The sequence below is a fragment of the Brevibacterium sp. Marseille-P9724 genome (assembly GCF_902500275.1).
Lineage (GTDB): Bacteria > Actinomycetota > Actinomycetes > Actinomycetales > Brevibacteriaceae > Brevibacterium.
Genome location: NZ_LR722992.1, coordinates 239,909 through 263,911 on the forward strand (window position 1 = coordinate 239,909; position 24,003 = coordinate 263,911).

17 protein-coding genes and 6 pseudogenes are annotated in these 24,003 nt (G+C 58.7%); 11 read left to right on the top strand and 12 right to left on the bottom strand.

Annotated elements, in window-relative coordinates:
• Positions 1-292: 292 nt before the first annotated feature.
• The gene (locus GC119_RS05775) at positions 293-1,483 is read right to left on the bottom strand and encodes an acyl-CoA dehydrogenase family protein (protein ID WP_151952685.1); all 1,191 of its coding nucleotides are present in this window, start codon (positions 1,481-1,483) and stop codon (positions 293-295) included.
• Complete coding sequence (locus GC119_RS05780) at positions 1,480-2,121, bottom strand: TetR/AcrR family transcriptional regulator (RefSeq protein ID WP_193215629.1); 642 nt, start codon at positions 2,119-2,121, stop codon at positions 1,480-1,482. Before GC119_RS05780 ends, GC119_RS05775 begins: the two co-directional genes overlap by 4 nt.
• A gap of 156 nt (positions 2,122-2,277) precedes the next feature.
• Here GC119_RS05780 and GC119_RS05785 point away from each other — a divergent pair, with 156 nt between their 5' ends.
• A complete protein-coding gene (locus tag GC119_RS05785) occupies positions 2,278-3,852 on the top strand; it encodes a class I adenylate-forming enzyme family protein (RefSeq protein WP_193215630.1) in 1,575 nt (524 codons plus the stop codon).
• A gap of 77 nt (positions 3,853-3,929) precedes the next feature.
• Here the strand turns inward: GC119_RS05785 and GC119_RS11250 are convergent.
• The 3 pseudogenes from GC119_RS11250 to GC119_RS05800 form a co-directional block, all read right to left on the bottom strand.
• A pseudogene (locus GC119_RS11250) lies at positions 3,930-4,169 on the bottom strand (phage major capsid protein); the annotation flags it as partial.
• A gap of 544 nt (positions 4,170-4,713) precedes the next feature.
• Positions 4,714-5,260, bottom strand: a pseudogene (locus tag GC119_RS11255) (head maturation protease, ClpP-related); the annotation flags it as partial.
• Positions 5,257-6,557 (bottom strand): annotated as a pseudogene (locus GC119_RS05800) (phage portal protein). The pseudogenes GC119_RS11255 and GC119_RS05800, both read right to left, overlap by 4 nt.
• Before the next feature lie 44 nt (positions 6,558-6,601).
• Here GC119_RS05800 and GC119_RS05805 point away from each other — a divergent pair.
• Positions 6,602-7,264 (top strand): hypothetical protein, encoded by a 663-nt coding sequence (locus GC119_RS05805; RefSeq protein WP_151952688.1) that lies wholly within the window; start codon positions 6,602-6,604, stop codon positions 7,262-7,264.
• A 5-nt stretch (positions 7,265-7,269) separates the two neighbouring features.
• Here the strand turns inward: GC119_RS05805 and GC119_RS11260 are convergent.
• Positions 7,270-7,740: pseudogene (locus tag GC119_RS11260) on the bottom strand (terminase TerL endonuclease subunit); the annotation flags it as partial.
• A gap of 189 nt (positions 7,741-7,929) precedes the next feature.
• Positions 7,930-8,403, bottom strand: a pseudogene (locus GC119_RS11045) (IS110 family transposase); the annotation flags it as partial.
• Positions 8,404-8,891: 488 nt separating this feature from the next.
• Between GC119_RS11045 and GC119_RS05825 the strand changes: the two are divergent.
• The 4 genes from GC119_RS05825 to GC119_RS05840 all read left to right on the top strand — a co-directional run bounded on the left by GC119_RS05825 (position 8,892) and on the right by GC119_RS05840 (position 15,387).
• Positions 8,892-10,202 carry a cytosine permease gene (locus GC119_RS05825; protein WP_151952691.1) on the top strand — a complete coding sequence of 437 codons (1,311 nt, stop codon included), beginning with the start codon at positions 8,892-8,894 and terminating at the stop codon, positions 10,200-10,202.
• A gap of 133 nt (positions 10,203-10,335) precedes the next feature.
• Positions 10,336-12,399 (top strand): hydantoinase/oxoprolinase family protein, encoded by a 2,064-nt coding sequence (locus GC119_RS05830; protein WP_151952692.1) that lies wholly within the window; start codon positions 10,336-10,338, stop codon positions 12,397-12,399.
• A 1-nt stretch (position 12,400) separates the two neighbouring features.
• Positions 12,401-14,125: a hydantoinase B/oxoprolinase family protein gene (locus GC119_RS05835; protein ID WP_151952693.1), complete on the top strand. Its 1,725-nt coding sequence runs from the start codon at positions 12,401-12,403 to the stop codon at positions 14,123-14,125.
• A gap of 260 nt (positions 14,126-14,385) precedes the next feature.
• Entirely contained in the window at positions 14,386-15,387 is a 1,002-nt protein-coding gene (locus tag GC119_RS05840; protein WP_264291078.1) for a metal-dependent hydrolase family protein, read from the top strand.
• 46 nt (positions 15,388-15,433) lie between these two features.
• Here GC119_RS05840 and GC119_RS05845 read toward each other — a convergent pair whose 3' ends face one another.
• A complete protein-coding gene (locus GC119_RS05845) occupies positions 15,434-16,465 on the bottom strand; it encodes a LacI family DNA-binding transcriptional regulator (protein WP_151952694.1) in 1,032 nt (343 codons plus the stop codon).
• 149 nt (positions 16,466-16,614) lie between these two features.
• Between GC119_RS05845 and GC119_RS05850 the strand changes: the two genes are divergently transcribed.
• The 4 genes from GC119_RS05850 (at position 16,615) to GC119_RS05865 (ending at position 20,291) form a co-directional block, all read left to right on the top strand.
• The gene (locus GC119_RS05850) at positions 16,615-16,995 is read left to right on the top strand and encodes an ACT domain-containing protein (protein ID WP_151952695.1); all 381 of its coding nucleotides are present in this window, start codon (positions 16,615-16,617) and stop codon (positions 16,993-16,995) included.
• 78 nt (positions 16,996-17,073) lie between these two features.
• A complete protein-coding gene (locus GC119_RS05855; protein WP_151952696.1) occupies positions 17,074-17,445 on the top strand; it encodes a hypothetical protein in 372 nt (123 codons plus the stop codon).
• Between the two features lie 394 nt (positions 17,446-17,839).
• Complete coding sequence (locus tag GC119_RS05860; RefSeq protein ID WP_226829294.1) at positions 17,840-18,784, top strand: restriction endonuclease; 945 nt, start codon at positions 17,840-17,842, stop codon at positions 18,782-18,784.
• A gap of 340 nt (positions 18,785-19,124) precedes the next feature.
• On the top strand, positions 19,125-20,291 hold the full coding sequence (locus GC119_RS05865) for an AAA family ATPase (protein WP_151952697.1): 1,167 nt from the start codon (positions 19,125-19,127) through the stop codon (positions 20,289-20,291).
• A gap of 446 nt (positions 20,292-20,737) precedes the next feature.
• Here the strand turns inward: GC119_RS05865 and GC119_RS05870 are convergent, their stop codons facing one another.
• The 3 genes from GC119_RS05870 to GC119_RS11050 form a co-directional block, all read right to left on the bottom strand.
• Positions 20,738-22,477: a DUF2075 domain-containing protein gene (locus GC119_RS05870; RefSeq protein ID WP_151952698.1), complete on the bottom strand. Its 1,740-nt coding sequence runs from the start codon at positions 22,475-22,477 to the stop codon at positions 20,738-20,740.
• Positions 22,467-22,784 carry a nucleotide pyrophosphohydrolase gene (locus GC119_RS05875; protein WP_070576188.1) on the bottom strand — a complete coding sequence of 106 codons (318 nt, stop codon included), beginning with the start codon at positions 22,782-22,784 and terminating at the stop codon, positions 22,467-22,469. Before GC119_RS05875 ends, GC119_RS05870 begins: the two co-directional genes overlap by 11 nt.
• Positions 22,785-23,209: 425 nt before the next feature.
• Positions 23,210-23,368: a hypothetical protein gene (locus GC119_RS11050; protein WP_226829296.1), complete on the bottom strand. Its 159-nt coding sequence runs from the start codon at positions 23,366-23,368 to the stop codon at positions 23,210-23,212.
• On the opposite strand from GC119_RS11050, the gene GC119_RS11055 reads away from it, so the two are divergent.
• Positions 23,369-23,875 (top strand): hypothetical protein, encoded by a 507-nt coding sequence (locus GC119_RS11055; protein ID WP_226829298.1) that lies wholly within the window; start codon positions 23,369-23,371, stop codon positions 23,873-23,875. It abuts the gene before it with no gap.
• Here the strand turns inward: GC119_RS11055 and GC119_RS11060 are convergent.
• Positions 23,872-24,003: pseudogene (locus GC119_RS11060) on the bottom strand (IS481 family transposase); the annotation flags it as partial. The gene GC119_RS11055 and the pseudogene GC119_RS11060 overlap by 4 nt on opposite strands.

A 24,003-nucleotide genomic window follows, 5' to 3' on the forward strand; every position in this document is an offset into this window, starting at 1 on the left:
TGAAAGGGAATACCCAGTCCAGTATTTGGACAGGGTCGGAGGTGGGGCTCGCCTCAGCTGCGTGGCCGAGTGAACTCTGCTGTCTAGGTGGAAAACGGAGGGAAAAATCGCGATTTCGCCTCCGTTTTCCACCTAATCTGCAGAACTGGTGAGTAGGGAAAGGCTCACGAGGCGCCGCCGGGGCGGCTGGCCAAACTCGCCTTAGGGTCGAACTCACCACCAGCCGGCCCGGGTGACGTTGGAGACTCGCCGAAGTGCCAACGCCACCCTCCCCGGTGCCGAACTCACCGGTTCACAGTCCGCGGCCGATGAGTTCCTTCATGATTTCGTTTGTGCCGCCGTAGATCTTCTGCACTCGGGACGATGCGTAGGCCCGGGCGATGGGGTATTCGTTCATGAAGCCGTATCCGCCGAAGACCTGCAGCACTTTGTCGACGATGGTGTTCTGCATGTCGGTGGCCCAGTACTTGGCCGCGGAGGCCTTTTCGGTGGAGAGCTCACCGGCAGTGTGTTCGGCAATGGCGTGGTCAACAAACGTCCGAACAGCCAGCGCTTCAGTGGAGGCTTCGGCCAGCACGAACTTCGTGTTCTGGAATTTCACGATCGGCATACCGAAAGCCTCGCGGTCCTTCGCATACGCAATGCCCGCGCGTACTGCGGCTTCGGCAACTCCGGCACCGCCGACGGCAATCGCCAGGCGTTCCTGCGGCAGCTGGTTCATCAGCTGGTAGAAGCCCTTGCCTTCGCCGGCTTCGCCCCCAAGAACGTTGCCAACGGGCACTCGCATGTCGGTGAAGAAGAGTTCGCGCGTGTCCTGTCCGCGCATGCCCATTTTGTCGAGCACACGGCCGCGTTCAAATCCAGGCGCCCACGTGCCGGATTCCCCAACAACGTCTTCGCCGCCAACTTCAGCGACGATGAGCGAGATTCCCTTGGCACCGGGTTCATCCGAGGTGCGGGCCACAATGATCACCAGGTCGCAGTGGGTGCCGTTGGTGATGAACGTCTTTGAGCCGTTGATGACCCATTCGTCACCGTCGCGGACTGCTTTTGTGCGCACGGCCTGGAGGTCGGATCCGGTGCCGGGTTCGGTCATGGCGATTGCGGCAACGTACTCGCCGGTGGCCAGTTTCGGCAGCCAGGCCTTTTTCTGCTCTTCGGTGCCGTATTCGAGGATGTAGTGCGCGCAGATGGACGAGTGCACGGAGTAGCCCCACGCGTCATCAAAGGCGAGCCCCTGTTCGTGCAGGACCACCGCCTCGTGCCGGAAGTCGCCGCCACCGCCGCCGTATTCTTCGGGCACGGAGATGCACAGCAGCCCCGCCTGTCCGGCTTTGCGCCACACGTCGCGGTCAACGCGGTGCTGCTGCGCAAACCGCTCTTGGTGGGGCGTGATTTCGTTGGCGATGAATTCGTGGGTCAGCTTCCGCAGTTCGCTGATGTCTTCGTCTTCCCAGGTTCCGCGGTAGTTATCCAGGATCATGGTGTCTCCTTTGTGTGGGGTTCGGTTGTATCGCTTGTGTAGGTGACGCGGACGGCGAGGTCCGTGGTGCTGCGCGGCGGCAGTCCTTCTGAGTCTTCGAGGCCGTCCCAAATATGGTCGAGCATAGGCACCAGGAAGAGTCTGCCCAGGTAGCGCACCAGGAGTTCGGCTACTTGGACTGCTTCGGGCCCAGTCGAGGTGGAAAATCCTGCACTGCGGGCACCCCGCACTACGTCGCGGGTCAGCTCTGTTATTCGGTGGGACAGGCCCGAGGCGCCCTCGGCATCCGCTCCCGGGGCCAGCAGGACACGACGGGTGTAGTCGACGATCTCGGGATTGGCCTCCAGCAGACGACCGACGTTGGCATCGCGGATCCGGCGCAGTTCCTCGGCGGTGCAGATGTCGGGTGGGAGGTCGTCGAGGGCTTCCCTCAGGCGGGCCAGGATGTCGTCCTCGATTGCCCGGATGAGCCCGGCTTTGCTGCCGAAATGGTGGACGACGGAGCCGTGGGCAATGGGGGTGGCTTCGGCTATTTGGCGCAGCGACACCGCGTGGTGGCCGTGGGCTGCGAACAGTTTGAGTGCGGTAGTGCGGATGCGCGCTTTGGAGGACATATCGCCGTGTGTCAGGTCAGCCACGTGTGCGTCCTCTCTTGTGTGGGGCTGTGGTTGGAGTTCACTTTCAGGCTCTTCTCCAAATGGATAATAACCAATACACTTGGAGAACAACAGGGGTTCTGCGGTAGAGCCCCCGTAGGTCAGGCTGACCATCCCAAAGACGCGAAAGGATCACCCATGGCCCACTTGTCCCACATTCTTGAACGCACAGCACAGCGCAGGCCCGAAGCCACAGCGCTCATCAGCGACGAACTCACCCTGTCCTATCCGCAGCTGAACGTGGCGGCCAATCAGTTCGCCCGGGTGCTGGCGGATCACGGAGTGGGCAAGGGCGACCGGGTGGTGCTCAACAGCATCAACAGTCCGTACTTCGTGGTTGCTGCCTATGCGGTGTTCAAGCTCGGGGCCGTGCTGTCGCCGGCAAACCCGCAGTCCACGGGCCCGGAACTGGCCTACTTCCTGCGTGATTCCGGCGCGAAGGCCTTTGTTGCCCACCCGGCGCTCGCCAAGCCGTCAGCGGATGCCTTCGAGCACCTGGGCGAGGGAGAGGAAACCACCGAAGCCCCTATCGCCCTGAGCCTCGGCCCGGTTGACCCCTCGACCCCGGGTGCCGACCGGTTCACAGACGCGCTCGCCCTCAGTGACCAAGCCGACGACACCAACCTGGGCACAGCGGTAGAGGAGGGCGATAATGCGCTGATTCTCTACACCTCGGGAACTACGGGCAATCCCAAGGGAGCGGTCCTGGATCATCACGCGGCCATTTGGGCCGGTATGTCCTTGGGGCTGAGCACGGGTCTGCATGAGGGTGAGCGGGTGTTGATGATTGCGCCGATGTACCACTCGGCGCCGTTGACGAATGTTCTGTTCCCCACGATTCTGGCCGCCGGTGCGGTGGTCATTCGCCCGATGTTCGATCCGCAGGATGCGCTTAATGCAATTGAGAAGCACAAGTGCACGTTCACGTTTGCGGTGCCGACCATGTTGGCGCTCATGCTGCGGGTGCCGGGTCTTGAGAGCATTGATGTTTCGTCGATGCAGCGGATCTTCTATGGGGCGGCTCCCATGCCGGGTTCGCTGGTCACCAGGGTTATTGAGGCGTTCCCGAATGCTCGGCTGACTCAGGGTACGGGCCTGACTGAGGGTGGTCCCGGTGGTGCGGTGCTTACGCACGAGGAGATTCTGGAGCGCCCGTGGGCTTCTGGCCGTGGGGCGAACCCGAATGGTGTGTACCGGATTGTCGACCCTGAGGGCAATGATGTTGACGAAGGTGAGGTCGGCGAAATGATCCTGCAGTCCGAATCGATGATGAAGGGCTACTGGAACAAGCCGGAAGAGACCGCGAAGACCATCCGGGATGGCTGGCTGCACACTGGTGACCTGGCAAAACGTGAATCTGACGGGTTCATGACGCTGGTTGACAGGATGAAGGACATGATCATCTCCGGTGGGAAGAACATCTATTCCGCCGAGGTGGAGAATGCTGTCTCTGGTCACCCCGGTGTTCTGGACGTGGCTGTTGTGGGTGATCTTCACGAGGTGTACGGGGAGACGGTTGTTGCGGTGATCGTGCCGGCTGATCCGGAAAACCCGCCCACGCTGGAGTCGATTCGCGAACACGCAGCGCAGACGCTCTCGAAGTTCAAACTGCCCAGGAAGGTGCTGTACAGGGACATTCCGCGCAACCCGTCGGGCAAGATCCTCAAGCACCGCCTGCGCGATGCTGTGAGGAGCGAAACCGCGGGGGAGTGAGTTTGTGGTGTGAGCCCTGAGCTGTAAGCCCCGGCGGGTGCCTGGTTGCGGGTGCCTGCCGGGGCCCCGCTGGTGGTCTGGATAACGTTGGCAAGCCCGCGCATGATGTTCTGGTAGGCCATGGACTGTGAGAGGGTGTGATCGAACTCGTTGGGCACGAGGTAGCCGCCTTCGGAATCGACCCCCTTTGACAGGGCGTTGCGCACCTTCTGGGAGAGGCGTTCAGTCGCATCGCGTCCAAGAAGGTGCGCTTGTAGGATGCGGTGGCGCGGCCGGTCTTGGGTTCGGCCTCCCCGCCGGTCTGGCCGGGCAACCAGCTCGGCGGTGCATTCGTGGCTCGGGCCAGATCAGCGTCCAGGCGCTGGGCACGTTCGGCGCGGGCGATCTCGTTGGTGAGCTTGTCGATATCGGCTTCCATGCGGGCGTAGGTCTTGGTCGTCCTCGGCGGAAAATCAGCCAGTGGTGGTCTCGCGGCGCTCGTCGAGGAAGGCTTTGGCCTTCTCCCAGGTGTCGGCGCGGCGGGTACGCAGGTCAGAAATCGTCATCGTGGACATGGATAAGGTCTCCTTGCTTATTAGTGGGTGTGGCCCAACAGGGCGGCGTACAGGTCCACCACTCGACGGCCCGCAGACTGCGTGGTCTCGGTGTCCGGCGGCGGGGTGGCCGGTGGCGTGTCGGTCAGGTGTGCGACAAGGCGCTGCTCGGCGGGCTTGCGGGCAAAACACGCCCCGCTGGCGGTATCGCTTAGCGGGCGGGTTTTCTTGTCTTCGGCGGCAATGGTGGCTTCGTGTCCGGGTTTTCATCGTCGTCCTTGTCCTCATCGGGGTCGGTGGCCTTCGGGGCGTTGCCGGTGAGATTGTCGTCGACAAAGCCCATGCTGATGGCGGCACGCGCGTCCATCCAGGTCTCTTGATCCATCAGCCGTGCGAGCTTGGCCCGGCTCATCCCGGTTTTCAGCCCGTAGGCGTTGATTGTGAGCTCTTTGACCGCTGCGAGCATGTCGATGGCACGGCCGAGCTCGTCGGCGTCACCGACGGCGAGGGTGGCCGGGTTGTGATCATGAGCATCGACACCGGGCTCATCGCCACGACCTCACCCGCCATGGCGATCACGCTGGCGGCACTGGCCGCGATCCCGTCGATGCACACTTTCACGTGTCCGGGACAGTTGAGGAGCATGTTGTAAATCTGTGCTGCCGCGACGACGTCGCCGCCGGGGCTGTTGATCCACACCGTCACATCACCGGAACCTGCCGCCAGCTCGGAGGCAAACAGGGCCGGGTGATGTCGTCGTCAAACCATGACTCCTCAGCGATAATCCCGTTGATACGCAAAACCTGACTGGTATCGCTACCTGCCGGGCCATCAATGTCGGGAGCGGGTGGCTCCCAGTTCCAGAACCGTCTCACCGGCTCCACCTTTCAACTCGTTGTTCCACCGGCGGCTGGCCCTCCGCAGGCGCTGCGTCCTGCTGCGCTTGCTGGGCGGTGGTGAAGGCCCCGGCCATGGAGAGCAGCAGCATGTTGCCGTTGACCAGGTAAAAGTCGCCACCATCAGCGGCAGCGATGCGGTCGAGGTTCTCGAGTGCGCGGATGCCGTTGGCGCTAATCCACCCGTTCTGGCGTGCTACCGCGTAGCCGTTCACGCGCGAGACGTAGCCGCCGCGCAGCAGACCCTCAAGGTTGAACTTCACGAACACGCTCGGTTTCTCACGCTCGGCGAGCAGTGTTTTGGTTAGGGCTTGTTCCCAGCGGATGACCCACGGGTCGAGGGTGTATTTCACGAACTCCAACGACTGCTGCTCGATGTTGGAAAAGCTCGATCTTTCCAGATCGCCCACCACGTGCGGTGGGATGCGGAAGATCCGGGCGATTACGTTGATCTGGAACTCCCTGGTCTCCAGAAACTGGGCCTGCTCCGGGGAGACGGAGATGGGCGTGTACTTCATGCCCTCTTCTAACACCGCGACCTTATTGGCGTTTCTCGCCCCGCCAAGGGTTTGCTGCCAGCACTCACGAACCCGCGAGGGGTCTTTGATCGTGCCCGGATGCTCCAGCACCCCGCCAGGGGCAGCCCCGTTGGCGAAGAAACTCGCGCCGTAGTCCTCAGTGGCCATGGCCATGCCGATCGCGTTTTTCGCCATCATAATCGGCGAGTAGCGCACCAGCCCGTCAAACCCGAGCCCTGGGATGTGCAGCACGTCAGCAGGCGAAAGCCGGATGCGAGACTACTCGCAGGCTGATCCATCGCTGGTGGTCTGGTACTCGTAGTAGAGCCTGCCCGTATCGTCGCGCCCCACACTCATGCGATTGGGCGTGAGTGGATACAGGCCGATGATCTCATCGCGGCCGTTGCGGATGGCCTGCGCGCAGGCGTTGCCCCACAACAGAAGATGCGTCATCAGGGTCTCGCGGAAGACGAAGCTGGTCATCTCCGGGTTGGGCTCATCGTGCAGCAGCCGGTAGAGCGTGCGGTCGGTGGCTTTGACCTTCGACCCGTCTTTCTCGGTGCGGTAGACATGCAGCGGCAGACCAGCGATAGGCTCGGGGGTACACGCACGCATGAGCACACGGCGGTCAGTTGCATCGCAGAGCGCTCAGTCACAGCCCGCCCAGAGCTTGTGCCACCAAACAGATAGGAGAACCCGCTACCTGTGAGGGCACGGTCTTCAACCGGTCTGCAGCGGAACCAATCACGAAACCCCATTTGCTTCTCCCTAATTAGCGGCTGGTCGCTTGTACAATCGATGTGTGCCGAATACCGACGATGTGTGCCGAATACCGAGAATGCAGTCCGAGAAGATCGATGGATTTGAACTGCTGGAAACTGGCACAGTTGCGATTTATCGATCGATCTACGACCGAATTTTCTGGGATCTCGACCATGCTGCGGCTGAACTCGGAGGGCCTCAAATTGACTTCGCCAACCTGATTCACGCCGCAGCCCATCTGCGTTTAGTTCTCGAACGCGTAACAACAGCCTCGTTCGTTGCTAGCTATGGGTTGTTCAAGAAGGCACAGCAGAACATTGAGACTGCAAAAGACTTCGGTGAAATGCGTAAACGAGTACGTTCACTGAATCCGCATTACTGGCCATCGGCATTTGGCCCTGTTGAGCACAACGGTAAGAACGGGTTGGGTGTGCTCAAAAATATCGGTCTCGATGAAAGCGAGGTTGGCCGCAACTTTGGAACAGTCAGTAGATTGCTTCACGCCCCAAATCCGTTTAGACAAAAGGGAAGTTCGCCTGACGACGACCTCATGAAGCTTCAAGAACTGGTGGAAGGGCTCCAGAAGCTGCTCCCTTTTCACATTGTGCAGATGGCCGATTCTTCTGAGTTTCTCTACCTACGCAGGTTCCCCAACGGTGAGATTCAGGTAGAAGCCATAAAGACAACAGCTCCGCTCCTCTGACCCCCTTATAGCACCAGTAAACCTCTGGTGTCGTAGACCGAGCCGGTCGGCTTGCTGCCGCGCCGGAGAGGCACGGTCGAGCGCCATGATTGTGGCGACGACGCCGTCGATCTTCTCGGTGGATTTTTGTTTGTTGGGTTTTATGTTCCCGGCAGGGTCGGTTCGTACATGAATGTTGTCGACCATCCACGCCAGTACGGGGTGCCCACCATGCGGATGCGCCCTTCCATGACGAGCTTCATCAGCTTCTTGGATGGTGGGCTCATATCTTTGAAGCCCTGCCCGAACGGGACGACGGTCAAGCCCATATCTTGAAGGTTCTGGCTCATTTGGACTGCGTCCCACCGGTCGAAGGCGATCTCGCGGATATCGATGCGTGTGCCGAGTTGCTCGATGTGGGCTTAGTGGACAACGTTTCCCTCCGTGGTCTCCAAGAAGCCTTGGCTGTGCCACAGGTCGTAGGGCACGTGATCACGCGCCCCCGTTACCTTTTAGGTGTCACTGTTTTCCGTCAGGATAGGCAGTGCAGGGAACCGGCTGGTCCCGGCATGATGTCTGCCCCCAGTTGTTCATGATCCGGGGGGTGTTGTCACTGGGATCAGTCTGGTTCGTTTGGATCGCTGATAGAAGCACGCTCTGAATACTGTGGGGCTGCGTAACGTGGATGTGAGCAGGACTGGCAGCCGATTGCGTACCCCGGTCAGCTGGGCAGCCAGGTCGTCATCGAAGCCACACAGCATTGACAATTCGGCGATGTGTTCGTCCGCGACAGTGATCCCACGCAGCGTATGGGGCATGGTGCGGGCTGTATCAGCGATGATGTAAGCATCCCTGGCATCGGTCTTCACCTGGCCTGGATGAAGATCAGCGACACGGCGCATGGTCAGCCCCGCCAGGTAGGCAACGGCAATCCCCATTTGTTGGGCTACCGCGAAAACTCACGCGCCTATGGTTTTAGGCTGGTCCACCACGACCAGCAGCTGTTCATGCTTGGCCGCAAGGGCTGTTAACAGTTCCTGGATCTTCGGTTCGGACTGCGGCAATGGCTTGTCATGCACTACCTGGCCATCATGGTCAACAGCGGTGGCATGATGTTCTGTCTTGCCGACATCGATGCCAAGAAATACTTGTGGCTGCATCGGTTACCTTCTTCGGTCTCTTAAGCACAAACCAGGTCACCGATGGTTCGTTCGCTCACATCCACGTTACGCAGCCCCACAGTATTCAGAGCGTGCTTCTATCAGCGATCCAAACGAACCAGACTGATCCCAGTGACAACACCCCCCGGATCATGAACAACTGGGGGCAGACATCATGCCGGGACCAGCCGGTTCCCTGCACTGCCTATCCTGACGGAAAACAGTGACACCTAAAAGGTAACGGGGCTTTGTGGGGTCCGCGGGGTATGCAAGCCGACAATGCGCGGGGGAAGAATCTATGAGCCACGGGCCCTGTGCGGCAGGGACTGAAAATGGGCCCACAAGACATTGACGTGATTAGTGTCACTTGCCATGCTTTCCAATCAAAACGTTTTGACATCGGGTCACCACCTACACCGCCAGTCGATGTCAACCGCGGCCTGGTTCCGGCTAGACCGCCCGGATCTCAACGAGGAGACACCCGTACTATGAAGAAAACACAGAATGCTCTGCTGGCCGGGGACGAGGCGATCACCCCGGTCCCCGCAGACCAGCGGCAGCATTGGCTCAGCCCAGCTGTCGTGTTCGGCGGACTCGAGTTCACTATCCCCGTCATCATGGTCGGGGCTGCGCTTGCAGCCGATTTCCGGCTCACCACTATTCTCTTGATCCTGGTGGTTGCGCTGGCCATCCAGTGGGTCGGTAATACTATTGCCGGTTATATCGGGGCGAAGACCGGACGTTCATCCTCAGTGATTGCTCGTGCGAGCTTCGGCAACGCCCAGGCTCGGTTTGTCATCGGGACGATCCTGTTCATCGTTTCTCTGTGCTGGTGGGCTATCCAGACGGCTGTTGCCGGGCAGGCGATAGCCGCAATGCTCGGGGTGGATTACGAAACCGATTGGGGTAAGTGGGCACTGATCACTGTCATCATCGGGTTTATTTTCGCCGTGCCCTCGGTCATCGGTTTCAGCTCCATGAAGTGGACCGACTACTTGGCACTTCCGGCGGGTCTTGTCCTCATTGTCACGGGGGTCTACCTTGCGCTGAGCACCTCCGGCCTTTCGGGGCTGCTTGCGTGGGATCCCGACGGAAAGATGAGCTTCCTCGCGGGCGTCACCCTGGTCATTGGGGCAAATGTTGCCCAGTGGCTCATTGCCGCTGACTACACCCGGTACGCAAAACCGACTCTCAGTGACAACATCAAGATTCCTCTCGGCATCGTTGCAGTGGGGTTCCCGCTGTTCTTGGTGGGAGCAATCATGGCGATCAGCGTGGGTGACGCCGATCTTGTGAGCGTGATGGTGGGCCTCGGTTTCGCTTTCTGGGGATTCATCATCCTTTGGCTGGCCACATGGACTAGCCAGCTTGTCAATAACTACAGCATGGGGCTGGCTTTGGCGAACATGCTCAACATCAATTCGGGTAAAGGCCGTGCGTGGCTTACTTTCGGGGGAACCATCATCGCTATCGTGATTGCTCTAACCGGGATCCTCGACCACTTCACAGTGTTCCTCAGCTCCTCCGCAGTCATCTACGCAGCCACAGCGGGAGTGATCTTCTTCGATTTCTTCTTCATTCGCAAACAGGGATTCCAGGACAACTGGGGATGGAATTGGATCGCAACCGTGGCGCTCGTCGCGGGAATCGTGGTGGGCCTGGTTACCCAGTACGTATGGCAGGTTGGGATCCCTCCCGTGCAGACGCTGTTTATTTCCGGACTCATCTACCTCGCCGGCTCCCGGCTCAAGGCTCGTACTGCACCCGACCGCTTCACTGGGGGTGTCAGCCACGCCTGAAGGCCAGCATCTCTAAATAAATCACCGTTAGACCACCGGGTGTTGTTGATGCCGTGCGTCAGCCCCCTCCAAGCATGTTCCTCGCGCAGAAAAGTGCGAGAGAAGACCTCCCACTCCGATTGAAAGGAAAATCATGACATCGGACGTACGCATTGCAGTGGACGTCGGCGGTACTTTCACCGACGTTGTCCGGCTGGATCCCGCAACTGGCGAGATCCGCTTCGACAAAGTGCCCACCACCCCCAGCGCCCCGACCGAGGGCGTCTTGGCCGCATTCGACAAAACTGAGACCGACCCCGCGGAGACGAGCCGCTTCAACCACGGATCGACACTGGGCTTGAATGCGCTGCTCACTCGCACCGGCGCGCGGATCGCCACGATCGCCACGCGCGGTTTCCGTGATGTCTATCTGTTGGGGCGCACGGATCGCAAGCCGATGTACGACATCACCTATCACAAGCCGACGGCTCTGCTGAGCCGCTACGACACGTTTGAGGTGACGGAGAGAGCGCTCGCTGATGGAAGTATCGCTGTCCCCTTGGACGAGGATGAGGCGCGGGCATTGGCGAAGGAGATCGCTCGCCGCGGCTATGAGAGCGTCGCCGTTGCGTTCCTCCACTCATACATCGCCCCCGAACACGAGCAGCGGATGAAGGAGATCCTTCTGGAGGAGAATCCGTCGCTCGAAGTATCCACCTCGCACGAGCTTTCTCGCGAATACCGTGAGTACGAGCGGACCAGCACGGCAGTGCTCGACGCCTACATCAAACCGGTCATGCACAAGTATCTGACCAGCCTGGGCACCCAGCTGGAGGACAAAGGGTTTAATGGGCAGTTTCTGATGTCCCGTTCCGGCGGGGGCGCCATGACCGCAGCCGCAGCTCGCGAGGAACCGGTCAACTTGATCCTTTCGGGCCCAGCCGGTGGTGTGGTTGGTGCAGCCGGGTTCTCCCGCCTTATTGATCGGCCCAACTTGATCACCATCGACATGGGTGGGACGAGCCTCGACGCTTCGTTGGTGCTTGACGGGTCTCCCATCATGTACCAGGGCGCCGAATTCGAAGGCCTTCCGATCAACACACCTTCGCTCTATATTCACACGATCGGTGCCGGTGGTGGATCGCTCGCCTATCTCGATGAAGCCGGTGCGCTGCAGGTAGGCCCCGAGAGCGCAGGCGCTGATCCTGGCCCCGCAGCTTACGGCCGCGGCGGGACCAAACCCACCTTTACCGACGCCGCGCTTGCAGTTGGCTATCTGGGGACTGATACACCCCTCGGCGGCACTCTGACACTCAACGCGGAGAACTCCGAAAAAGCGCTGAACACTGTTGCAGAGAAGACGGGCTACAGCGTTCCCGATCTCGCTCTGGGCGTTCTCAACATCTCTACTACGAAGATCACCGGCGCCGTTCGAGCGATCACGATTGAACTTGGGCACAATCCCAAGGACTTCTCTCTGCTGTCCTTCGGCGGCGGTGGCGGGCTCGTAGCCGTCGATGTGGCCAGGGAACTGGGCATTCCCGAGGTTATTGTTCCCCCAGGCCAAGGAGCTTTCTCAGCCCTGGGGATGCTCATGGCGGATGTTCAGTACGATCTGTCGCGGACTTTTGTTGAACCATTTGACTCCCTGGATCTCAACGTGGTCGAGGACCTGTTCCAGGAGATGGAGGCGGAAGCGGCGGAGTCGCTGAAGGACGACGGATTTGCCCAGAAGGATACGGAGTTCCACCGCTCGATTCAGGTTCGGTATCTGGGTCAGGAACACTCCGTCACGATCGACTTCCCGACCGAATCCGACACGGTCTTGGAACAGATCGAGAAGGACTTCAACGAGCTCCACGAGCGGCAATACGGACATGTTCTCGATGACCCCATCGAGGTCACGACTCTGCGTGTACAGGCAGTCGGGATTGTTGACAAGCCGCAGCTGCCCAAACTTGCAAAGCGAGGTCCTGGCGAGGATCTCGATATCAAGCACCGCACAGTCTTCCGAAACGGTGGCGTGAAGGAAGACTACAAACTCGTAGCCCGCGAGGATCTGCGGGCAGGCGATCAGCTCGAAGGTCCAGCAGTCGTTACAGAGCACACGGCGACGACAGTTATGCATGCTGGCGATCGCCTGACGGTCGGAGAGTACGGAGAAATCGCCATTGCGATTGGCAAGCCCGCCCAGGGCGAAGGCATCGAGGAGGCCTGACATGGTAGACGCAATCACTACTGAGATTATCCGGCACGCCATGTTGGCAGCTGCCGACGAGATTGCCCGCAATCTCTGCCGTACGGCGTACAACACCGTGGTGTACGAGATCCATGACTATGGGATCGGGCTTCACGACGAGAACGGCGACGTCGTTGCGGACACTCCTGGAGTCGCGGTCTTCACTCGAGGCAATGACATTGGTGTGAAGAACGCCATTAAGTTCCTCGGCAAGGAAGCCATGGAGCCCGGTGACGTATTCATCATTAACTACCCCTACTGGTCGAGTGCGCATGCACTCGACCCGCTGGTATTCGCGCCGATTCACGTGGGCGAACGACTCATCGGGTTCAGCACTTGCCGAGTCCACGTCACTGATCTGAACCAGAAAGACCCCGGATACGTCCTGGACTCCACGCATCTGTCCCAGGAGGGTCTGATGATGCCGGCATCCAAGCTCTACCGCAGGGGAGAGCGCAATGAGGATGTCTTCAACATCATCAAGTTCAACAGCCGACGCCCGCGCCATACGATCGGCGATATTCAGTCCCAGGTCTCCGCGGTCGTTACGGGTGTGCGTCGTATGAAGGAGCTGGCAGATAAGTATGGTGCTGACACCGTTGTGGATGCCATGAAGGCAATCAACGAACATGGTGAGCGGCTGTCGCGCCTGGCCCTCGAAAAGCTCCCGAAAGGCACCTGGAGCGCAGTTGACTACATCGACGAAGACGGCGTCGATGTAGGGAAGCTGATCAAACTGAAGTGCACCGTGACGATTACAGACGAAGAGATGATAATCGACTGGACCGGCAGCGCTAACGATGTGAAAGGTCCTCTGAACGTTCCACCAGGACTGACCGAAGCCGCTGCTTGTCTTATCTTCAAGTCGATTACGACGCCCGACTCTCCCGTGGTGGCAGGCAACTTTGCGCCCCTGCGGGTAATCACAGAGGAGGGTTCTGTCATGCACGCAGTACCGCCGATGTCAACCTTTACGATGTGGACCGGAATCCTCTCCGGCGAAACGATCCTCAAAGCATTGGCACAGGCGATGCCCGAAACCATTCCAGCGTCATCCGGCGGCGATGTCTGCGCCTTTATCGGCCTTGGGGACAACCCGCGAACTGGTGAGCCTTGGCAGGACGGCAGCAACGAAGCCGTCGGCTACGGAGCAACGTCCACTCAGGACGGCGAGGACGGCATCATGCACATCTCAGAACCGGGTTGTCGAAACACGCCGGTCGAGGTGTTCGAGATGCGTACGCCGTTGTTCCTCGAGCACTACGGATACCGTCAAGACAGCAGCGGCGCAGGGCAGTACCGCGGCGGGGTTGGCATCAGCCGCGCCTACCGATACACGGCGCCTGGCGTGGGGATCATGCTCTCCTACAAAACGCGGACGCGTCCCTGGGGAATCCGCGGAGGGCTGGAGGGCGTTCCGAATGCTGTCATCCTCAACCCGGGCACCGAGAATGAAAAATGGCAGGGACCGAGTTATAACCACTTGGAAGCTGGGGAAGTACTGGTAAACGCCACCGGAGGCGGCGGCGGTTACGGCGATCCGCTGAAGCGGGATTTCGACGCGATTTCTGCAGACGTGCGCAACGAGTTCCTTACCCCTGAAGCCGTTGAGCGTGACTACAAAGTCATTATCGACAAGGACGGCGTAATCGACCACGAAGCAACTGCGGAGCTGCGTGACAGCTACAAAGCGCAGAAGGCTTGAGCAGTCAACGAAAGAAAGGTGGATTCTGAATGGCTGAGATGACGGCTGGTCAAACCGGATCCCTGATCATCAGCGGCGCGCAGGTTTGGGACGGAATCAAGCAGGGTTTTGTTGAACGAGACCTCTGTATTGAAGATGGTCTCGTCGTCGACCGCCCAACTTCTCATGCAGCGAACAGTGACCCCCAGATCGTGGATGGGGCTGGGAAGTGGGTTGTTCCCGGTTTGATTGACGCCCACTTTCACGCCTACGCCGTATCCATGGACGGCCTCGAAAACGAAAGAGGGCCTCTGAGCTTCACGGCGCTTAATGGTGCCAAGCGGCTCGGGGCTGCTTTGAAACGAGGGTTCACCACCGTTCGTGACGTTGCCGGTGGAGACATTGGTCTTCAGCGCGCAGTCGACCGAGGTCTGTTCCCGTCTCCGCGCTATCTCTTTACCGGTCCTGCGCTCAGCCAGACCGGTGGGCATGGTGATCCGCGATCAGAGACGGTCGACATATGCTTCAGCAGCGGTCACATGTGCGAGGTTGTTGACGGTGTTGACGACTTGCGCCGGGCCGCCCGTGAGCGGTTCCGCACCGGAGCACACGCCATCAAGATCATGACCTCTGGTGGTGTGTTCTCACTGACCGATCCGCTGAGCATTCCGCAGTACTCGGCGGAGGAGATCCGCGCTGTTGCAGACGAGGCCCGCAGGCGCGGCAGCTACGTCACCGCGCACTGCTACTCGGTCGACGGTGTCATGCTGTCCATTGAAAACGGCGTCACGTGCATTGAGCACGGCAACCTGATTGATTCCGCAACCGCCAAGGAAATGGCCTCGCGCGGCACTCGCATGGTTCCAACTCTTGCCGCCTATGACGCTATGGCAAGGCGCGGGGCCGAACTGGGGCTGAATGCTACGTCTCTGGCCAAGAACGACCTCGTGTTGTCGCAAGGTCAGGAGGCGTGTCAGTTAGCACTCGCTGCGGGTGTAGAAATCGGTTTCGGCACCGATTTGATGGGTGATCTGGAGGATGACCAGCTCCGTGGGATCGCGCTTCAAATAGAAGCGATCGGAGTTGAGCAGACACTGCACGCAATGACTGCCGGAAATGCCTGCATCCTCGGTGACTCCCGTTTGGGCCACCTTCGCGCCGGGGCATTCGGAGACGCGGTGGTGCTGAAGCAGAATCCCCTGCACGAGCCGGAGGTTCTTTCCGCGGAGGATACACGGTTTGCTGTTGTGCAGAGTGGTCGGATTGTAAGCAGTGAATCATGATGCCGTAGGCATCCCCGACCAGACTTGCGATCGCCCGCAGCAGCTCTCAGTGGGGGAGGGGCGGCGTGCTCCGAGTGGAGGCCCGCACCCCCAGCTGAGGGCTCACAAGGACGGGGTCCGGATGTGCTGCGGGGTCTTCCAGAACCCGCAGCATCTGGGTTACAGCTGCAAGGGCAAGCGCTTCCTGGTTGAGGTCGAGCGCGGTGACCGAGGTCAACGGGATCCGAGTATGAGCGGAGTCCGTAAGGGTGGCGAGCTGGACATCGCGAGGAACTCGCAGTCCTGCGGCGCCGATTGCCGAGACCACCGGTTCGGTGAGGTCACTGCGCGCATAGACGATTGCGCGAGGTGTCGCGTGGTGCTGTAGGAGATCCAGCAGCTGTTGGCGGACGTCAGAAGGCCATGCCTCGCCCGTTGTGCGGTGAACCCGGAGGCTCAGGTCCTTCGTGCGCGCCCACTCGTGCAAGCGGCTTTCAGATGAGCGCTTCCAGGCATTGTCCTCAGTGCCGACCATGAGCCAAACGTCGTCGCCAGGGTCCACCGCTATTGCATCCAGGACTTGGTTGATGCCGGTGTCGTAATCGACTCCCGCCCACGGGCAGATGTCTGGACGTGCGGGGTCAGGGTCTGCGCAGACGACAGGGACACCGCGGCGCTGGAGTTCGTCCAGCACTGGATCGTCTGCGTGGGGGTACGCGACTATGCACCCGTCCATTGGGAGTACCGTCAGCGGTGCATCACCGGAGGCGGGAATGTGGACTAATCCCATGCCCTCGCGAATGCAGGCAACTGCGACGGCACCGGCCAGTCGGTTGAAAGTCTCGTGAGTTTGAAGGGAGCCGCTTCGGCTCACGTGGGGGCGCAGGATCAGCCCGATCATCTCTGTTCTGCCGGTTCTCATAGACCGGGCGTGGGGGTTGGGGTGGTAACCGAGATTTTCTGCGGCCTCTACAACGCGCTTCTGGGTTGATTTGCTGATGGTTCGCCGGCCAGAAAAGGCATGGGAAACAGTTGAGGGCGAAACGCCTGCTGCGGCGGCGACGTCTCTGATCGTCGGTGGACGGCGCCGTTTGTTCATGGGGAAGCACCTTGTGAAGAAATCTTTCGTTGTACCTTCGGCTTGGGAACGGTTGCCAGCGCGGCTCAGTTTAGCCGTTGTTCTCAGGGGCTGCGCAACGCTTGTCCGTTTTACATCAGCGGTAACACCGACCGCGTATGATCTGTGCCATGGTTGCAGCGCTTACTGATCTCGACGAGATCCTAAAATCACTGCGTGTCGTTAACCGCGGTACGTACATCTACCTGCCGGTCGGGGAGGTTGAAAACCTGGCCGAGGTACTGGCCGTTATCAACGAGGATGAAGGTTCATACGCTGTTGCGCCGGCCACGGCAGATAATCATATTGAGAGCTTCGCATGCTTGACGCTGGATGTGCATTCGGCCTTGACGTCAGTCGGGCTGACCGCGCTCGTCTCTACCGTCTTGGCTGACGCTGGTATCGCCTGCAACGTGATCGCCGGTTACTACCACGACCATCTGCTGGTGCCAGAAGGCAAAGCTGAGCAGGCGCAAGCACTGTTGGCCGCGCTGCCCACGAAAGACAGATAGCTCGTCGTAGTTGCTTTGATTCGCAACCGGGGGCAGACGGCGAGGATTAGGCTTCAAGAGACCGAAGGTGGTGGGCCGGTGCGTGCACTGACACAAGAGGAAATCCGCTTTGTCCAGCACATGTGTGAGCACGGCTGGGCCGATCCTGCGTCGGACATCAACCGGGCGAAGCTAGCCGAGCAGGTTGACTACCTGATGGTTGAGTCCGAGTGCGAGGTGGACAAGTGCCCGTGCCTTGACTTCGCATATCAGAACCGCCAGGGCGGGGCTGATTATGACGATGTCGACCGTGCTTCAACCGAGCAGCACGTTGTCTTAGTAATGGATGTCAACGGTACGCCTTGGCAGGCGAACCTGTTTGTGACTGGCGGAACTATCGGCTGGTTGGAGTTCTCCAGTTTCAGCGACGACTATCCGTCGCGTTTGCCGTCGATAAGTGACCTGCGCTGATCTGACGGATGGCGGGGTGACTGACTGCCTACATTCGCCACTCCTGAACTAGCAGGTCGACGAGGTTTCGCTGACGACATTCGACGCGACTCAGGTCGAGGAGCGCAATGCCGAAAACATGGAAATTGCTCGGCTGTTTGAACAGTTCAAGCTGGAGCTGACGGCGGGGTGCGGCATAGATCTGGCGCACCACCATCGAAAAGGCAAGCGTTTCGGCTAGGCGCAGGTCCTCGACCGATCCCCTTCCCCCGAACCTTCCCTGCTGGCTGAGGGTCGCGGGTTAAGGCAGCCATCTGATGGCATGAGGTGGTGCGAATCTGTGTCGAGCCTGTGGGGAGGGGGAAGGGCGCGGATAGGCTGGCCTTGATGTTGCTTAAGCGAGTAGTGGAAAGCGATGAAGATGGCTAGCGATATTCCTTCAGTTGATGAATTCCGCCCACTTGTCTTGCGTGCTCTAGCTGACGGCCAGGAGCGTGGCCGTCGGGAACTTAATGAAATGGTTTCCACGCTGGCCGGCTTGTCGCAAGACCAAATGCAAGAAACCTTGGAATCGGGGCAGCTGCGATACAGGAATCGGATTGGCTGGGCGCTTTCATCGTTTGCCAAGTCGGGGTTGGTGGATCGGCCTAAGCGGGGCCGTTACAAGATCACTGAGTATGGGAAGACCGTCGACCGGCGCTCTTTGCGTGAATATAGCGAAACGGACATGCTCGAGTGGGACACGTGGCGTGAGTACAAGGAAGAGGTGGCGCAGCGCCGTCAGATCAAAGACGGGCATAGTGCGACCGAAAGTGAAACTGAGCCTGCCGAAGACCCGGTAGAGGCTATGCGCACTCACGAGAAAGCGTTTAATGCGAGTATCGAGACTGATTTGCGTAAGCGCCTGCAGTCATCGTCCCCTGAGTTTTTCGAACGGGCTGTAATCGAACTCCTGTGGGCCCTTGGTTATGGCGGAACGCACGGCGCGAAGCAGCATGTGGGACGATCTCACGATGGAGGAATCGACGGAGTAATTCGTCAAGAGGCGCTTGGATTGACCAATGTCTACATTCAGGCGAAGCGTTACGCCGACAACAATAAAGTCGGTGACCCTGATATCCGCACGTTCATCGGATCTCTCGATGCACAAGGTGCCAATTTGGGCGTATTCATTACAACGTCGAGTTTCCAAGACAAAGCAAGGCGAACGGCCGAAGGGTACCGTCACGGCAAGATCGTGCTCATTGACGGAATCCGGCTAACGGAGCTCATGCTCGACTACGGGGTTGCAGTTCAAAAAGCTCACCAGTTCACGCTGTATGAAATCGACGATGACTTCTTTGAGGACGAACTGTTGTAGCGGCACGCTCGATCCATAGCGATCAACGAAAACAGCTGCCCACTGGGTCATTTCAATGGGGAACTGTTTTCGTTATTCAGCTGAGCCGTAGGTGTCCTATCCCTGGTAGAGCACTTCGGGCAGCCATGTGACGGGTTGAGGGAAGGTCGAGAACAGAACAATCGCCAAGCTCAGCACGACGTTTGAGCCCTGTCTGGCACCAGCCACTCTTGCTCTGCTCGAACACTGCGGGTGCCTGTCTGGTTGGCGCCCCGCCGCTCCTCGCGCAGGATCGCCGAGTCACGTCAGAGCCGCTATCATAATTATCATAAACTTTCATAAGCGATCGTGAGAGTGGCACATGACTGATGCATTCGACATTCCGCCGGTTCCCGATGCCGATTACGTGCGCTCACCATTCACCCCGACCTTCGGGGTGATTCCACCCCGCTTGGCTGATCGACAGCAGCTGGTTGATGCTTTCGCACGGATGCTTGATGAGGGCCCCGGGGCTCGCGGGCAGGCCACTCTCATCACCGGACAGCGCGGTATGGGCAAGAGTGTGATGTTGAAGGTGTTTCAAAAGGTCGCACAGTCGCGTGGTTGGATATGTGCTCAGGACCAGGCCAGCCCAGGTGTTGTTCAGCGGTTGACCGAGGCTCGAATCCCTGAAGCTATGGCGACGCTCGATTGGGAATCGCAGTCGAGCATGCGCATCACCGGGGGAGGATTCAGCGTCATGGGTTTCGGCGGCAGCGTTTCCACCACAAGTGAAGACCGTTTCCCCGTAACTCCCGATTTCCAGCACCAGCTCATACGTGCAGTTGAAGCACTTGCAGAGCGAGGCTCAGGACTGCTGGTCACTTTGGATGAGGTGCACAGGTCAAATATCGACGAGCTGCGTCAGGTTACGGATGCCCTAAGTGCCGCTGTTTCCGAACGAGCTCCCGTTGCATTCGTCGGCGCGGGCCTGCCTGCCTCCATCGATGACCTGGTGAATGACCGTGTGTCGACGTACCTGCGGCGTGCGGAGCGCATCGACCTGGGGCTTCTAACGGAGGCCGGGGCTCGAGAAGGGCTCACCCGCCCTTTGGAAAAAACGGGAAAATCGATGTCGAAGCAGGCTCTAGAGGAAGCTGTCGCGGCTTCCGGTAGGTACCCGTACCTAGTGCAGCTGATCGGCGATGAAGCATTCAAACTCGCAGGCAGTGAAAACGTCATTACGATCTCGCACGTGCGCCAAGCGGCAGCGGACGCTCAGCGGGTCATGTACCGGCAGATTTACGAACCCACATTCGCTGGGCTTTCCAGTCGTGACCGCGACTATCTGTACGCCATGTCTGCAGACGAAGGGGTGTCCATGACCGCCGAAGTGGCCAAACGCATGAACATGGACCCCCGCAATGCAGGCACCTACCGCAACCGACTGTTGGCCGCAGGTGTCATCGAGTCGCCTGCGCGAGGCGTCGTGACGTTTACGATGCCCTACACGCGCGAATACATCCTGGAGCGTGAGGGCTCGTCCTGACGCGCCATCATAATAATCATAAGCTTTCACAAAAAGGGGATCGGTGGCCGTGAAATCCCGTCATCAAGCGTCCCGTTATGAGGCGGCTGAGTGAAGTTGGTCTAGTCGGGTGTGCCCGGAAGGATTTGCCGGGCACACCATCCACTCACGATGTGGAGGTTAGGTTTCTATGCATCTTCCAGTTCCGCTTGCGGGGCGGGGCAACGGAAACCACGCGTGATGACGAGCAGCCAGATCAGACCCAGGGCTGCCCATATTCCGCCAAGGGGCAAACGTGATCACCCTTTTCGAGCGGGCTTTCCGCGTGAACACAGTAGGTGCAGGATAAAGCACCGGCCGGACTCCAGCTCTGTTGCGGTGAGTACGCAGGGCACGAGCCCAGGCTTGGTGTTGGGGCGACGTATGGTCGGCACGATCACGCAGCCTCGGATAAGTGCTTCCCAAAGCTACGCAGTGGAGCGTTTGGCAAAAAGCCCGGCCACATAGTCCCTTAGCGTTGGGTCGCAGACGTATAGGTACGTTCCGTTGATACCTCGGGTCAGCAGAACGGTATAGATGTTCTGCACAAAGCTCAGAAAGTCGGCTTTCTCTCCGGTCTCCTTTGCACGGGTAGGCATTTTCATGCCGCCTCGATCGAAATAGTGTGACTTGTCGAAGAAGACTTCCTTGGTACGAGGATCCATCCTGAGGTCTTGGCCGATGATCACACCGGTGTAGTTGAGGTCGTAGCCCTGGGTAGTGTGGATCGACCCGACTTCGTCGATGGAGTTAGACGAGTTGATCCAGTCCTTATCCGTTTGGTTCCAATGGTAGGACCGTCCGCCGATTTCAATATCGAATTTTGACGGATCCCTCTTGCTTTGCCACGGCCAGGCGTAGCCCGCGACAAGACGAGCAAACCCGCCGGTGGCGTCACGTTTGCGAACCTGAGCTTCCATCGCCTCAATCGAATCGAAAAACCGAAAATCGTAGTCGCCAAAGTCGGGAATGTCCGTAGCCACCCCCGATAGCATCTCGCGAATGAACTTCTCGTAGTCAGAACCAGCCTTTACTCGCATCTGGGTTCGCAAAGGGTAGAAATTGTTGGATTTCTTTGCTGTTGCGACGATGTCTTCAATCAGCGGGTTGTCCAAATCTGACGGACGAATGCTCTGACCACTGTCGAGCATAAGGATGCGATGGTTGGACCGTTTCCGGATCCAGTCGAGCTGCGTGAATCTGACATCGTCACTACCAAAAAGATTCTTGTTGTTGTCAGCGAACCTGTTATTCAATGACCCGTTTGCCTGCGGTGCTCGAACCCCAAGGCGGTGAGCCTCGTCGACGATGAGCAGGTCATAAAATTCTTTACCGGAGCCAACTTTGAAAGGGCTGACGAGCATAGCCTTGTTTAAGCCTAAAGTGGCTTTAAATACTTTGCCCATGGTTTCACGTAGCGACTGTTGAGGTATGACGAATCCGAATGTAAACCCTTCTAGCAGGTCGGCGTTTTCTTCAGTGAAGAATTTGGAAAAGTCCCAACTTTCGTCATCTTTGAGTGGTCGGCGTCGTTCCGCGATATCGACTAGCAGCTTAAGAACATGCACGGCAACGATCGTTTTTCCGGTGCCTGGTCCTCCCGAGACTACTGACTCAGTCTGGGCATTAGACCTGATAGATGCCAAAATGCCTTCGACCATTTGGCCCACGGCAATGTGCTGGTCTTCTGTGAGTGCCTTGAAAGGTGACCATTTGAACAAGTCGCTGTTGCGAATAGAATCCCAGGTGTGGTTAAACATCCCCAGGTCTCGAAACTGCTCGAAAATCTTTCGAAACTCGTCGTTGTAGCGCTGTCGGTCATAGTAATCACCATTGATCAGGCCGCCTGTTGCGTTGATAACGTCGTATTTGTTATCGGCTGCGAACATTTGGATCAAGAGGGACTCTAGGTCTAATGATGCCGACTTGTTGAACTGCGTGTTGTGGACTATATGGGCTCGAGCAAGCTTCGATTTATCTTTATTCTTTGAATGCTCGCTTAGGCGGCGTAGCGCGCTTCCGGTTTCGCCGATGTAAATTTGGCGATCGTTGTCCAGGGTATATACAATGGGCCAGTTCGTCGCATGGTTTTTAAGAATTGCGGTCAGTATGCCCCATTCATTATGCGAATCTGGGTTTGACTCATAAGTGACAATTTCAGAGTTCATTGTACTTTTCATGTCTGCCGTAGAACTTGTCTCTGGGGTATTTCTCAACTGTCTCTTCGAGCTTGGTCAAGATCAGCTCTGAGGGGTCCTCATCGATCCTCATTGCCAAGAAATAGCAGTAGGTCAGTACGTCAGCTACCTCTTCCCGAAGCCGTTCGGCGTCAGGTGTTTTCCCCCATTGGAAGAGCTCGAGTAACTCGCCCGCTTCGATTGCAATGGATTGCGCCAGGTTTTCGGGCGTATGAAACTGTTCCCACCCGCGGTCTTTTGCGAGCTTCCGTAGCTCGTGAAATACTCTTTCGTCCATAGTCCGAGGCTACCTGATGGGGTAATCCGTGCGGATTGTTTGCGGTGTCTGCTGGTCTAGCTCGCTGCTGGGCTGTGGTGGGGATGTTTCTTGATAGTGCGGGAGCTGGCTTAGTGAAGCTTCCTCGACCCAACGCAAACCCGCAGATAGCCCACATACCCCACCTCCACCTCGTCATCCCACAGGACCGGCGCATCGGGTTGTCAGAATCAGTCCAGACTCCGGTAGTACGTTCTTCCAGGATCTTTTTGGCAGCGCACCACAACCCGCGCGTGGGCGCTGCCGCTGTCACGGGAAGGGAAGTTTTGATGTTCGTAGGGAGAGCCTGGCGCTACTGTGTTCGCAAGCCAGTAAGAACACTCATCATCTTTGCTGTTCTGGCCATCATGGCCTCCGTGGTCATAGCCGCCAGTGCTGTCGCTGGCTCAGCCGACCACGTGTAAGGCGAAATCGAAGCAAAGACTGGCCGCGGGTTCGTCCTTGAGAACAACCCCCAGCACAACCTCGGAACACCACGAGGTGCCGGCACCGTCAAACCCGCTGACATCGACAAACTCGCAGGTCTGGAGGGTGTCGAATCGCATGTGGCCCGCCAGAACGTCACCGCTGACCTCGTGTGCGCGAAAGTGCAGAAACTTGACCACGACGACTACGACAAGCAGCGTGAGGAACAATTCGGCAACGCCGTCAACGTGTGGGGCGTCAACAACAGCGAAATCGACAACAACTTCCGCAGCGGCACACTGAAACTCATCGAAGGCCGCCACCTGAAGCCGGAAGATGAGAACAAAGACGTCATCCACGAAGACCTCGCCAAAGCCAACAACCTCACCGTGGGCAGCAAACTCACGCTGAAGGGCAACAAGTACGACGTCGACAACGAACGCCAATCCACAGAAGAGGTCACAACTGAAATCGTGGGCCTCGTATCCGGCGACACCCCCCGCCCAGCAACCACGCACAATGAGATCTTCGCCAACACCGTGTTCACTGACCTCGAGACCACCCGCGCGCTGTACAAGTTCACGCCGGACAACGAGATCTACCAGGACGCGAACGTCTTCATCAGCAAAGACGCCGACCTCGACTAGGTGTACTTCCCCGTGAGGTTGTGAACGCGGTCGGCTGGTGAGAGTCCCCCGATGGCGGTGTGGGCTCGGTGGTGATTGTAGTCATGTAAGAACGCTGCGTACGAATCCTCGCGAGCACTCTCACTGGC

Coding starts and splice junctions, on each gene's coding strand:
- GC119_RS05775 (WP_151952685.1), bottom strand. CDS start 1,483: ATGATCCTGGATAACTACCGCGGAACCTGGGAAGACGAAGACATCAGC.
- GC119_RS05785 (WP_193215630.1), top strand. CDS start 2,278: ATGGCCCACTTGTCCCACATTCTTGAACGCACAGCACAGCGCAGGCCC.
- GC119_RS05825 (WP_151952691.1), top strand. CDS start 8,892: ATGAAGAAAACACAGAATGCTCTGCTGGCCGGGGACGAGGCGATCACC.
- GC119_RS05830 (WP_151952692.1), top strand. CDS start 10,336: ATGACATCGGACGTACGCATTGCAGTGGACGTCGGCGGTACTTTCACC.
- GC119_RS05835 (WP_151952693.1), top strand. CDS start 12,401: ATGGTAGACGCAATCACTACTGAGATTATCCGGCACGCCATGTTGGCA.
- GC119_RS05840 (WP_264291078.1), top strand. CDS start 14,386: ATGGACGGCCTCGAAAACGAAAGAGGGCCTCTGAGCTTCACGGCGCTT.
- GC119_RS05845 (WP_151952694.1), bottom strand. CDS start 16,465: ATGAACAAACGGCGCCGTCCACCGACGATCAGAGACGTCGCCGCCGCA.
- GC119_RS05850 (WP_151952695.1), top strand. CDS start 16,615: ATGGTTGCAGCGCTTACTGATCTCGACGAGATCCTAAAATCACTGCGT.
- GC119_RS05860 (WP_226829294.1), top strand. CDS start 17,840: ATGAAGATGGCTAGCGATATTCCTTCAGTTGATGAATTCCGCCCACTT.
- GC119_RS05865 (WP_151952697.1), top strand. CDS start 19,125: ATGACTGATGCATTCGACATTCCGCCGGTTCCCGATGCCGATTACGTG.
- GC119_RS05870 (WP_151952698.1), bottom strand. CDS start 22,477: ATGAACTCTGAAATTGTCACTTATGAGTCAAACCCAGATTCGCATAAT.
- GC119_RS05875 (WP_070576188.1), bottom strand. CDS start 22,784: ATGGACGAAAGAGTATTTCACGAGCTACGGAAGCTCGCAAAAGACCGC.
- GC119_RS11050 (WP_226829296.1), bottom strand. CDS start 23,368: ATGCGATTCGACACCCTCCAGACCTGCGAGTTTGTCGATGTCAGCGGG.